This window comes from Lactobacillus nasalidis (assembly GCF_016587775.1).
GTDB lineage: Bacteria > Bacillota > Bacilli > Lactobacillales > Lactobacillaceae > Lactobacillus > Lactobacillus nasalidis.
In genome coordinates, this window is the sequence record NZ_BOCG01000106.1 from 1 (window position 1) to 11,454 (window position 11,454).

Below are 11,454 nucleotides of genomic sequence, written 5' to 3' on the forward strand. Positions count from 1 at the left end.
CAGAGGGGTTTTTGTTGTATCGCTACTTTTTTAAAGCTTGATGAGACGGCCGTCATGGGCTCCGCGGCGGTGGGAAATCGACAGAACCGTCCGCCCGCTGCTGGCGGCGTCGATTGCCTTGAGAACTTTGGCCTCAGTTTCCGTGTCCAAAGAGGCGGTCATTTCGTCCAAAAGCAAAATCTGAGGATCACAGACAATGCTGCGGGCAATCATCAAAAGCTGCAGTTGCCCTTGCGACAGGTTGATGTCAGCTACCGGCGTGTCGATCCCCTCCGGCAGCTTTTTGACGATTTCGGTCAAGCCAACCATATCCAGGGATTTGCGGATCATTTCGTCCGTGATGGAAGCGTCATAAAGGGTGATTTGGTCTTTGACCGTCCCGTCGATCAAGGCCACTCCCTGCTCGCAGATGGCCAGGAAGTGGCGCTGGTTTTGCGGATGGAGGTCGGGTGAATGTCCGTCTAGCAGGATCTTCCCCTTCTGCGGCTGGTAGAGGCCCAAGAGAAGCTTGAAGATTGTGCTCTTGTCCTTCCCCGTCCGGCCAACGAAAGTGACGTGCTCACCCTTGTCGACGTGAAAAGAGTAATCCTTTAAAACCGGCTGGTCAGGCTGGTAGCCGAATGTTACATGGTCAAAAGTGATATAGGCCCCCTCTCCCTGATAAAGATCGGGCCGGGTGTCTTCTTCATTCAGAAAGTCCCGGATCCGGCTCATCCCGGCCATGGCATCCTGGATGCTCTGAATCTCCATACCGATGGATTCAAGCGGGGTGAAAATCTGCCCGATATAGGCAATCAAGGCCACGGCACTGCCGGCGTTGATGCCAAAAAGCAGCCGCATCTTCTGCCCTTGGGCGGCGCCGATCATGAGCAGGCCGATCACGGCAGCTTCAATCGTCAAGATGATTGGCGAATAGACGCTGTCGAGCCAGTTTGACTTGTTTTGGGCCTCGTAGGAGTCTTCAATGTACTGGTCGTACTTGTTTTCCATGTAGTCTTCTTTTTCAAAGATGTGAACCATGGACAAAACCCGCAGCGTTTCGGGAATGTGGTGGTTGACCTTGGCGATGGCAGCCCGGTTCTGTTTCTGGGAAGCCAGGGAGGACTTCTGGAAGTGCCGGGTCATGATCAAGATGACCGGCATCACTACCAGCACGATCAAGCCTAAGCCAATGCTGCGGGTAAAAATTACAAACAGCAAACCAACCAACTGAAAGAGGTCCACGATCATGCCGACGATCCCGTCACTATAGAGGCTGTCGATCGTGTCCGCGTCATTGACAAAGACCGAAGCGATGGCCCCGCTCTCATGGGTGGTCAAATATGCGGTGGTGATGGTGTTGAGCTTCTGGGCTAAGGCACTGCGCATCCCGTGGGTCAGTTTCTGGCCAAAAATGGTAATGGCGATGTTTTGCGCTGAGGCAAAAAGATCGGCCAGAGCGATCAAGCCAAAGTAGGCCAGGGCAAAGAGCAGCGAAACTTCCTTTTGGCCGGTCAGATGATTGACGATTTGTTCAAGCGCCAGAGGCGGCAGAAGCGAGCTGACTATGCTTAGGGCAATGAGCAAAATCATCGCCGCGAAGCTTTTCGGGTGGTCCTTGACGACCTTTTTCACGATATCAAGCATGGTGCTTCCCCCCTTCGATCAGCTTCTGGTAGTCCTTGTTTTGGCTCAGCAAGTCAGCGTGATTGCCGGTAAAGACGCGGTGGTCATTGATGAAGACGATCTGGTCCAGCTGGCTGAAGCAGTCAACCCGGTGGGTCATCAGCAGGATGATGTGTCCTTTGAGGCTCTTGAGCTGGTCCAGGATCTTCTGTTCTGTTGCTTGGTCCACGGCCGAAAACGGATCGTCCAAAACGATGATCGGCTTGGCGTGGGCCAAAGTCCGGGCCAGTGCGACCCGCTGCTGCTGGCCGCCCGACAGGGTCATGCCGCCGTTGCCGATCAGGGTGTCAGGGCCGTCTTGCAAGCTGGCGACTTCCTCATCAAGGCAGACCATTTTCAGATAGCTGCCGACGTCAAGGTCATCACCCAAACAGATATTGTTCTTGATGCTGTCGCTCAATAGCATCGGGTCATGGCCCATATATGTGATCCATTGGTGGGCAGCATGGGGAGACAGTTCTTTTAATTCTGTGCCATTAATCAAAATATTGCCTTGATAATCTGCTTCCCTGATCAAGGCTTTGCCAAGCAGGCTTTTCCCGCAGGCAACTTCACCAGTGATGCCGATGATTTGTCCGGAGGCAGCCGTCAGATTGATGTCTTTGACCGCCGTTTCCGGGTGCCCATGGTAATAAGCAGTTACCTGGTCAAAAGCAAGTTCATTGATGACTGGATTTTCCTTTTGATAGTGGTCATAGACAGGATCGCTCATGAGCGGCTTGATGCGGACCCAGGAGACCTGAGCCTTTTGGACGGCGTTAAAGAGCTTGGCGGCATGGGATACTTTCGTGGCGAGGTTGGTGAAGCAGGCCAGAAAAGTTGTGAAGCTGGCCAGATTCCAGGCCTTCCAGCCGATATGCAGGACATTGCGGCCACCAAAATAGATGATCAAGACGATGCCGAACATCGCGATGGCGTCATAAAGCGGCGTCAGCGCTCCTTCAAAAATGTTTGAGATGGCGCTCTTATGCTCATAGTCCGTCAGCTGCTTTTCATAGCGGCCATTAACTGCCTGTTCCCGGCCGGTTACCCGGTAAGTCATGGCGTGGACGATCCGGTCCAGAGTCATGGTGTTCAAGGTTGACTCGCTCTCTTTGTATGCCCGGTTGGCCTTGACGACCTGCTTTTTCAAAATGTTGGCAATAAGATAAGCCATCGGCGTGAACATGCAGGCTAAGAAGGTCAGGCGCACGTCGTAGTACAGCAGCATGGCCAGGTAGGCGATCATGACGACGCCAGTGTCAAAGACTTCAGTGGTGAACTTGCGCATCCCTTCAACGCAGCTGTCGACATCGCTGATGGCTTTGGTCATAAGCGACCCAGAGTCATCGCCAAAATGCCGGTGCAGCAGCGCGTTATAGAGCAAGCGCCGCATCCGGCGGGAAGTATGGTTGGCAAAAATGCGCACGCTGAAGCGCTTGACCGCGCGGCATACTTGTACCAAGGCAATTACGACGATATAAAGCAGCGCCAGTTGAACCAGGCGGCTTGACGGGATCTTACGCTTGAGCAAGTCGTACAGGCCTTGAACCAGCTGTCCTTGAAAATACGGCCCAGCCGCCATCCCGACGTTGTAGATCAGTCCGGAGACCGTCACAACTGCCAGAATGGGGATTTCGTATTGAAAATAGCTGCTCATTTTCTTGGGATCTCGCGTCTTTTTCTGCGTCATCGCGGCTCCTCCTCTAGTTTCATCATTCTTCTGCCTGCCTTGTTGAATCCGTTATCAGCAATTCTACTTTCATCATAACACCGTTTCTATCGCCGTCTAGTCCATTTTGGATAGATGGAAGAGAATTTTTTCAGCCCAATTCATCTGATTAAAAGAAGTCAACTTGACTGGAAATCCGCACTTCTGAAAAATGTACAAAGTCTCCTTACTAATAGGTAAATTTGACAAAGCGTTTTCTGCAGAGTAAGATAAAGCAAAGTTAAATAAAAGCTTGTCTCGGCATTATGAAGGCTATAAATTTCCAGCTGTTTCTGAACATAACAGTCTAAGGGAGTTTATAGCCTTTTTCTTTTTGGAATAAAAAATGCTTTGGCAAGCCGTTTTTAGGAGGGATTTGCTAATGGATAAAAAATTGGACATTACCAAAAGAATAATGTTGATTGTCGTTGGTTCTGTTATCGCGGCTTATGGCATCACGCTGGCTATGTATGCCGGCTTTGGCGGTGCTACGCTGGCGGTTTTGTGGCAGGGGCTTTCAGCAAGCTTCCATATCAGTATTGGCTGGGCCTCCTTCCTTGTAGCCATTGCCATGATCATCTTTTCCTTTTTCTATGACAAGTCGCAAATTCACGTTGGCACGATCATTTACCAGATTATTTACAGCTTCTTCGTGGATGTCTTCGCCAAGCTTCATGTCTATAGCCACTCGGTCTGGCTGAATTTGTTGATCATGCTGCTAGGCATCGTCATTTTTTCGGCGGGAACTGGCATGTATGCGGCTGCTGATTTGGGAAGAGGCTCTTACGAAGCCATGACATTTTCAATAGCTAGCAAGCACCACTGGCAGGTTAAGTTTGTCAGAATGGCGCTCGACATCACAATGGTTGTTTGCGGCGTCCTACTTGGCGGTCAATTCGGTATTTGCACGATTATTACCGTGATCCTTTCAGGCCCCATCATTCAGTTCACATTGGAAAAAACTCAGCAGTTGCTGAAGCTCAATAAGAAGTAACATCTTTTCCGCTTCGCTTGGTTTATTTGAGACGGGCGCAGCGGATTATCTTAAAAAAACAACCGGTACCTGGTTTTGGCCATGTACCGGTTGTTTTGGTCTTATTGGTTGCTAAAACAAAAATATGTCAAGCGACGGCTAAAGAGAGCTTCTCGGTAAATCGCTTTACCAAACAAACATTATTTGATACGTCTCCATTGAGGAATCCGTGCTTTTTATCTTGTTAAAAGCTATATAAGCTAATGCATTGTTTTTTTAGACCTAGTCTCCTTGATCGGAGATAAGTAGTTAGCACCGGTTCAACATATGCCTTAACAAAGTCAGACTTTGACAGGATTTGGAAGTCCGTAAAGTCCTTGTGGTTTGACAAGATCTTGCTGATTTCCTTTGAGCTAGCGCAGTAGACAGCGTCAACGGCATTTTCTGAAATTCTGATGATAAACATCGTAAAATCCTCCCTAACTTTTAACTTGATAATTTTTAAAACTACAATTTGGAAGGAGGGGTTCGGAGGCTTTGCCGCTGCTGGAGCGATTTTGCGTATGCAAAATCAGCTACTTAAGGACGATAACGAAGACGCCCATGTACTGAACATTGGTCGACTTTTGAGTGTAGCCGCCAAAGCCAATGACCATCTTGGTGTACTTAGACTTAGCAAGATACGTGTTTGGATTAGCGGCAGAATCAAAGTTAAATCTCTGCTTGTTCAGTTCATCTTTGACAAGGTCTGTTAAGTCTGTAAAGATAGTTCTGCCTCCCATGTTTTGATTAGCAAAGAAGCTACTTACTGGCGAATAGACAGAAACGCAAGCCCACTGAGTAGAAGCAACGCCAAACTGCTTGAGGACATTATTGCCGTGCTTTGGGTTGGTGTTGGTCGTGATGTTTGCTACGCCCATTTGCGATTTGCTAAATTTCATGTAGCTGGCGGCAGTTTTAGCCATCTTAGCAGCTTCAGCATCTGCAACTTTCTGGTATTTGCTAGTCGTAACAAGCGAAGCTTTCTTGATTTTCCGACTATTTCTTACGCTGTTAATCATTGTCATCATCTGGCTTCTGGCCTTTGACATGGCTGAACTTGACCAGTCAATCGGCTGAATCTTGCTATAAACGACAGGATAAGAAAAGCTCTTAGACTTGTAAGTTACCTTCTGTTTACCGATGACGCTTGGACTGGCAACATAACCGCTGGCAAACGGCGGGATATATGCCTTCCAGTAAGAAGTCGACCACTTGCCGTAGGTTTTCTGGCCTGTCTTCTTGTTAGTCTTGACCGTCCGCTTGATGTAGGCATTTTGTTTAACATACTGGGCTTTAGCTTTTGGCTTACAAACTTTGATAGTTCTGGTAAATTTCTTTGTCTGGGTCTTATAGGTATAAGTCGATGCACTGACAGAATTGACAGTGTTAACAGCGACAGCGCCAGTTGCCAACAGTGCAAGGCACATTGCTGTATTTGCGATGATCTTTCTCATTTTCTTCCTCCTTTATTACTTCACATAGCTTTGATTATGTAAATCTGTTCTCCTAAACGCTAAACGAGAGCCAGACCTCAAAGTGTCCAGCCCTCTTTATCTGCTTTTTGCCGTTCTTTTTCGGCATAGTCATTGTTGTAATTCATCAGCTCTGCTGTTGTTTTGTCTTTCATAGCGTTGATGATTGACATTACAAAGTCAAAGCGATCTTTTCCGATATTATCAGCTGACAGAGGCTCAATTGGGATGATCTTTGCATTTTTTTCGTCAAAGTCAAACAAGGGCTCAACAGTGTCAGTGCCAAGGCAATTTCCAAACTGTTTTTCTAAGCTGATTACCCGGCCGCCATTGCCGTAGTCGCTGTCAATAACGAATTCCCAAAGCAGTTTTTGGCCGTATTTTTCGAAGTAACTTTCTTCGATTAGCCAAACAAGCTGTTCTACTTTGCCTTTTGTTGGCTTGTCTAATTGTTCGATCGCCAGATTAGCAACTTTTTCAGTCGTTACCATTTTCCAGCATCTCCTTGACAGCTTCACGCACATGTTGGCTTGGGTCGTGTTCTCGTCTCCTTTAATCGGAGATAAGTAGTTAGCAAAAGGTTTACAACCCTCGTGTATTTTTCTGGAGAAAACTCATCCATGTCATCAATCGGATCCATATCGCTTGGCAGCTCCGGGCGCATCTCATATGGATGAAGGAAACGATGACCCTGGCTAATTCCGAAACGGTTGAAGACATCAGACAAAGGCGTTTGATGGTTCCAACCGCCTTTACCGCCTTCTTCATAGCGCCGGTCCGTTCCGGCTGCGATGTTGTCACCGATGTATGTCAGATAAGCTACGCTGTCATCTGGAATATCTGCAACATTGAGGTTCGTCTTTTTATCACCTGGCTGATTATGGTGGTAATACAAGGCGTCAATTATTTCTTCATCATCCGTGTAGTCTGAAATGAATTCTGAACCAAAAGTCTGGTGATTAAACCTAGGATTTTTTACTTGTCTCTGAATCGCTTTGCCAATATCGTGCAAAAAAGATCCGTAGAAGGTTTCTACCATTTTCTTATCCATTATTTTCCTCCCCGCCTAATTTAACCGAGCCCATGCCCAAACTGGTTTTGACCCCGGCTCCTGAATATTCAGCAAACTTCAGCAGCATGGCCACATAGCTTGCCAGCGTTTCGGGACCTTTGCAATAAAAGACCAACCTGCCACGAAAACCATTGATATACGCTTTATGGATATAAAAACGCCGAGATTGAATTCTGAAGTTTACCAAGCTGACCTTGTCGCAAATTTCATCCAGCAAGTCCAAATCAATATGTTCCGTATTCTCAAAAATGGCGTTGTACTTCTTCATAATACTTTGGAAAAACAGGCGAACGTCCGGCAAATTGTAATATGCGCCGTTGGTCTTGAATGCCATTGGAGTCGTGACGTTTATCTGAAACAGCCGCTCTGCCTTGTCTTGCCGGTAAAACATCTGAGCTAGTTCCTTGTTGCTTAGAATCTCTTTTTCTTTCTTCAAAATCTTGAAAAGCTGTTGTTCCGTGCTTTTCAGCGTAAAACTCGTGAAATCATCGTCCATCAGCATTCCAGCTACTTCAGCCACGGCTTCATCAGTCAACATCGCTACTGAAAAAATGACCCTGTCTTTTGTTCCGTGCGCGGAAATCGTCAGTGGATTCACGCCAGTTTGGTGCATCTTTGCTGCAAAATTCTCACTTATGCGTGACATCAGCCATCCGTGAAAATACACGCTGTCGTTTGAATCAAACTTTCCCTTGCTCTGACATACTAAACTTACTCTCTGCACCTTACCATCTCCATTTATCTGCGGATCCGCTATCATTAATTTGAGCTATTATAATTATAACACTATTAGTCTTACGTTTTGGATGAACAGGCAAACATTTTTTGGGCAATCAAAAACTGCATCCCCATAACGGGGATGCAGCCTCTGTTTGAATATCTATTTGTTCAAATCCATCCGTGATGCCTCTTTCAGCAGCTTCAACGGGTACGGCAGCACGGTCAATTCCTTGTATTTAACGAAAGTCACCTCGGTCATCCGCAGCATCCGGTAGATTCTCTCAGCTTCTTCTTCCACAATTTCCTTTGAGAAGCTATTGATTCTGCGCACGACGGACCCTTTGTCAATCGAAGTTTGCATTCCTTTGCCAATTTTGCCCACGTTATAGTAGACGCAGCCTCGTTCCAGCCAGTGGTTCTCATAGGTTATTTTATTGTGTTTCCTTTTAATTGGCTCAAAGAAAAACTTCACAGAGGAAGCGGTCGCCTTCTCTTTAGGCTTCTTTAGGAACCAATTTTTTAATGGCATCAGTAAAGCCCAGGTAATGATTGTAGAAGTAAACAATGCGGCCGACAATCAAGGCAGAAATAATGGTGCCGATGCCTAAGCCGTTTAAACGGTGGAAGAATAGCAGGCTTAACAGCAGGGCGCTGCACATTAGCGTCGTGTCAAAAGCCACTTTGACTTTACCAAAGTCCTTATGAAAAACGAGCGCAATGACTTTCACGATTCCTTCACCAGGGACGGTGATGACCTGAGGGGCCACTTCAACGGAAATCCCAAAGGCCAAAACGCAGCAGCCAAGTAATAAGACAAATAGGCGTGTCAGCATGGTCTGAGGGTTTAAAAAGGCTAAGACTTTCATTGAAAGATCGATAAAGAAACTAAAAACAAAATTGGCCGCAATTTGTAAGAACTGGATCGGTTCAAAGTCTCTTTTTAATAAGATGATCTGCAAGACAATAAAGAGTGAATTCATGATAAAGGTCAAAAGACCGAAACTTAAAGCCGGATCCTTGAGACTCAAAACGTAAGGCACACTGGAAATGGGAGAAGTACCCAGAGCGCCCTTGGTGATCAAAACAATGCCAAAAGAATTAATGATAAGTCCAAGTAAGAAAAAACAATAGCGTTTAACAATGTGATTATTCAAAATTTTCCTCCATGTTGTCCAAAACCTTGTTTAACAAGCGAAAAAGGATTTCTTTTTCCTCATCACTTAAGACACTTAAGGCTTGCTCATCGATCTTCGCCCCAATGGCATTGACTTGCTTGGCTTTTTCCCTGCCTTTTTCCGTAAGGAAAATGTTCACCACGCGTTTATCTTCGTTGCTGACCCGACGGGTGATCAGCCCGCGCGCTTCCATCTTTTTTAACAGCCCTGTCATCGTGGATTTGTCCATGACGCATTGGCGGCCGATATCTCTGGCCTTCTCGCCATCGTGTTCTAAAAGGACCTGTAAAACTTTGGGCTGACCAGGAAAGAGGTCAAGCGCACGGGTCTTAGTGGTCATCCCCCGATTTGTGTAATGAAAAATTTTCATGGTTAGGAAATGGAATGAATGATGCATCAAAGTTAACTCCCCCCTTAATTAGTTTGGATGCAAACTAATTATAGGAGGATCAGACAAAATGTCAATACGAAATTTCCCCGATGAACGCGAAGAACACAAAAACGGCCAGCAACTGGATCTTTTCCAGCTACTGGCCGCTTTTATTATGGCTCCTTTTAACGGAGATTATGTATTGAGAATAGGTTGATTAATAATATAGCTTTTTTCTCTAAATGTTTTCGTCCTCCTTTATCGGAGATAAGTTGTTAGCTACCGTCTGTTCTCGCCTTGAACCAGCGGAAATGTATTAAGTTTTAATGCGTGATTATAATCATAGGCAACGTCTACATTCTTTTCCATCTAATTTTGTACTTGGGCATCTTGATGGTTGGTTTCTGCCAGCCAGGATATAACTGCATTGCCAATATCAGTACGATGCACATCATGGACTGATTTGCCATCGCCAACATCTAATACCGGCTCTAAGCCTTCCGACTCGTTGATTCTATTTGCGGTTGCAAGATTTGCAATTACTGCATCATGTTGGCGCCGTCTAGCATTATCAAGTCTGGCATATTCTTCTCGGTAGTAATTCGTATCGTTAGCTTCTTTGGCTTTAGCTAATTTTAAATCGAAATCTCTTACAATTGTTGCATATTCGGCCATATCATTAACTAACATGTCATGAAAGTCAGAGTAAAAGTTTTCGTCTTCTTCGTCAACTAAGTTGCCTAATTCGTCTAGTGCCTTTTGGTTGATAAAGTATGCAGCCACTGGTTGTCGCCCGTTATTCTGAATAATGGATTTCGTCCGCTTTCTAATATAGTCTAAATTTGCTTTTTCAACTTCATTTATATCAGTTGGATCTTTGACCAAATCAAGTTGGTAGAGTACCTCGCCGATTTGCTTGCGATTATTAGCCCACTCTTCGTCAGTCGATAGACTCTTTATCCTTCTGTTTAACTTGTTCAAGCGAAGATATAAATCAAGCTTTTGGATCTCGGTCAGTTTATGTGTCATATTTTTTTCTCCTTACTTTTTGTTTACGATGTTTCTTCATGTATGTTGAACTGGCAACTTCATCGTTAAAAGTTCTCGCCTCCTTTTAACGGAGATAAGTTGTTAGCCCCTTGCTTTGGCAAACTAAACTTATCCTCTGCACCTTACCATCTCCATCTTTTTACGGATCCGCTATCATTAAGCTATTTTAATAATAACACCTATTCGGAGACAGTCTAGTCCATTTCGTATAAGCCAACAGCTATATTTCGCTCCAAAAAAGCTGTATCCTTTCCAAAAGTGGAATGCTGCTTCTTTCCAAACTACAATTCAATCTCCATCCGTGAAGCTTCCTTCAAAAGCTTCAGCGGGTATGGAAGCACTGTTAAGTCCTTGTATTTGACAAAAGTCACCTCTGTCATCTTCAGCATCCGGTAGATCTTCTCAGCCTCTTCTTCAAGAATATCACCTGAGAAACTGTTAATTATCCGCACAACTGATCCCTTATCAATCGTCGTCTGCATCCCCCTGCCAATTTTACCAACGTTATACTTAACGCAGCCATTCTCCAGCCAGTGGTTTTCATAGACTATGCCAGACATATACTCATCCAAGCTCGCCTTATTCCGGTAGTATCTAAACTCCGGATCTTCGACAGTTTTGTGGTACAGACTCTTGTTTGGCATGGTCCTAACTTTGCTGGCCCCCGAGCCAGGCGGTCACATTTTCAAAAGCCATTTCCGCTCTTCTGTCGATTGACTCTCTCGTATCAAAGCCTACATGCGGGGTGCAGACCAAATTCGGCAGCCCAAGCAGAGGATAATCTGATGGAAGTGGTGGATCCTGGTCAAAGACATCAAGCCCTGCCTTAATCCGTCCTTCCTTTAAAGCCGAAGCCAATGCTTCCGTATCTACAACCGGGCCTCTGGAAGTGTTGATCAAAATCGCCCCTTCCTTCATCTCGCATATTTCCTTTTGCCCAATCAGCCCCTTAGTCTCCGGAGTCAGCGGCGTGTGAAGCGAAACAATATCAGCTTCCTGCATCACTTCATCCAGTAACTTGTATTCAAGGCCCAGTGCTCGGGCGGCCGGCTTTTGACTGCGGCTAAAGCCAATCAGCTTGCAGCCAAAGGCTTTAAAAATCTCTGCCGTCCGGCAGCCGATTGCTCCGGTACCAACAATGCCGACTGTTTTGCCCGCCAGTTCACGCCCCTGAAGGCCGCTCTTGCCTTTTCCTGCCTGAACAGCCTCATTGCCGGCGCTGATG

13 protein-coding genes are annotated in these 11,454 nt (G+C 46.0%); 1 reads left to right on the forward strand and 12 read right to left on the reverse strand.

Annotated elements, in window-relative coordinates:
* Positions 1-30: 30 nt before the first annotated feature.
* Both lacNas_RS01465 and lacNas_RS01470 read right to left on the reverse strand, forming a co-directional pair.
* Positions 31-1,626 (reverse strand): ABC transporter ATP-binding protein, encoded by a 1,596-nt coding sequence (locus lacNas_RS01465; protein WP_201329999.1) that lies wholly within the window; start codon positions 1,624-1,626, stop codon positions 31-33.
* Entirely contained in the window at positions 1,619-3,337 is a 1,719-nt protein-coding gene (locus lacNas_RS01470) for an ABC transporter ATP-binding protein (RefSeq protein ID WP_201330000.1), read from the reverse strand. The genes lacNas_RS01465 and lacNas_RS01470 overlap by 8 nt, the downstream gene beginning before the upstream one ends.
* 400 nt (positions 3,338-3,737) lie before the next feature.
* Between lacNas_RS01470 and lacNas_RS01475 the strand changes: the two genes are divergently transcribed.
* A complete protein-coding gene (locus lacNas_RS01475) occupies positions 3,738-4,349 on the forward strand; it encodes a YczE/YyaS/YitT family protein (RefSeq protein ID WP_201330001.1) in 612 nt (203 codons plus the stop codon).
* A 554-nt stretch (positions 4,350-4,903) separates the two neighbouring features.
* Here the strand turns inward: lacNas_RS01475 and lacNas_RS01480 are convergent.
* The 10 genes from lacNas_RS01480 to lacNas_RS01525 form a co-directional block, all read right to left on the reverse strand.
* Positions 4,904-5,824 carry a mucin-binding protein gene (locus tag lacNas_RS01480; protein ID WP_201330002.1) on the reverse strand — a complete coding sequence of 307 codons (921 nt, stop codon included), beginning with the start codon at positions 5,822-5,824 and terminating at the stop codon, positions 4,904-4,906.
* Between the two features lie 77 nt (positions 5,825-5,901).
* Positions 5,902-6,333, reverse strand: coding sequence for a hypothetical protein (locus lacNas_RS01485; RefSeq protein ID WP_201330003.1), 432 nt, complete (start codon positions 6,331-6,333; stop codon positions 5,902-5,904).
* 23 nt (positions 6,334-6,356) lie between these two features.
* Positions 6,357-6,893, reverse strand: a complete 537-nt coding sequence (locus lacNas_RS01490) for an HD domain-containing protein (protein WP_201330004.1) — start codon at positions 6,891-6,893, stop codon at positions 6,357-6,359.
* Positions 6,886-7,638 (reverse strand): CRISPR-associated endoribonuclease Cas6, encoded by a 753-nt coding sequence (cas6, locus tag lacNas_RS01495; RefSeq protein ID WP_201330005.1) that lies wholly within the window; start codon positions 7,636-7,638, stop codon positions 6,886-6,888. Before cas6 ends, lacNas_RS01490 begins: the two co-directional genes overlap by 8 nt.
* Before the next feature lie 156 nt (positions 7,639-7,794).
* Entirely contained in the window at positions 7,795-7,965 is a 171-nt protein-coding gene (locus tag lacNas_RS14105) for a hypothetical protein (protein ID WP_244660603.1), read from the reverse strand.
* A 163-nt stretch (positions 7,966-8,128) separates the two neighbouring features.
* Positions 8,129-8,788, reverse strand: a complete 660-nt coding sequence (locus lacNas_RS01505; RefSeq protein WP_201330006.1) for a YczE/YyaS/YitT family protein — start codon at positions 8,786-8,788, stop codon at positions 8,129-8,131.
* Positions 8,781-9,149, reverse strand: a complete 369-nt coding sequence (locus tag lacNas_RS01510) for a MarR family winged helix-turn-helix transcriptional regulator (protein WP_201330007.1) — start codon at positions 9,147-9,149, stop codon at positions 8,781-8,783. The genes lacNas_RS01505 and lacNas_RS01510 overlap by 8 nt, the downstream gene beginning before the upstream one ends.
* Positions 9,150-9,548: 399 nt before the next feature.
* On the reverse strand, positions 9,549-10,208 hold the full coding sequence (locus tag lacNas_RS01515; RefSeq protein WP_201330008.1) for a DUF3232 domain-containing protein: 660 nt from the start codon (positions 10,206-10,208) through the stop codon (positions 9,549-9,551).
* Between the two features lie 302 nt (positions 10,209-10,510).
* Positions 10,511-10,873: a hypothetical protein gene (locus lacNas_RS01520; RefSeq protein ID WP_244660604.1), complete on the reverse strand. Its 363-nt coding sequence runs from the start codon at positions 10,871-10,873 to the stop codon at positions 10,511-10,513.
* Between the two features lie 4 nt (positions 10,874-10,877).
* Positions 10,878-11,454, reverse strand: a 577-nt coding sequence (locus tag lacNas_RS01525; protein WP_244661399.1) for an NAD(P)-dependent oxidoreductase, incomplete at its 5' end; no start/stop codon positions are given.

Bases quoted from the DNA above. Each gene is read 5' to 3' on its own strand.
- lacNas_RS01510 (WP_201330007.1), bottom strand. From the start codon at position 9,149: ATGACCACTAAGACCCGTGCGCTTGACCTCTTTCCTGGTCAGCCCAAA.
- lacNas_RS01470 (WP_201330000.1), bottom strand. From the start codon at position 3,337: ATGACGCAGAAAAAGACGCGAGATCCCAAGAAAATGAGCAGCTATTTT.
- lacNas_RS01485 (WP_201330003.1), bottom strand. From the start codon at position 6,333: ATGGTAACGACTGAAAAAGTTGCTAATCTGGCGATCGAACAATTAGAC.
- lacNas_RS01465 (WP_201329999.1), bottom strand. From the start codon at position 1,626: ATGCTTGATATCGTGAAAAAGGTCGTCAAGGACCACCCGAAAAGCTTC.
- lacNas_RS01520 (WP_244660604.1), bottom strand. From the start codon at position 10,873: ATGCCAAACAAGAGTCTGTACCACAAAACTGTCGAAGATCCGGAGTTT.
- lacNas_RS01480 (WP_201330002.1), bottom strand. From the start codon at position 5,824: ATGAGAAAGATCATCGCAAATACAGCAATGTGCCTTGCACTGTTGGCA.
- lacNas_RS01475 (WP_201330001.1), top strand. From the start codon at position 3,738: ATGGATAAAAAATTGGACATTACCAAAAGAATAATGTTGATTGTCGTT.
- lacNas_RS01515 (WP_201330008.1), bottom strand. From the start codon at position 10,208: ATGACACATAAACTGACCGAGATCCAAAAGCTTGATTTATATCTTCGC.
- lacNas_RS01490 (WP_201330004.1), bottom strand. From the start codon at position 6,893: ATGGATAAGAAAATGGTAGAAACCTTCTACGGATCTTTTTTGCACGAT.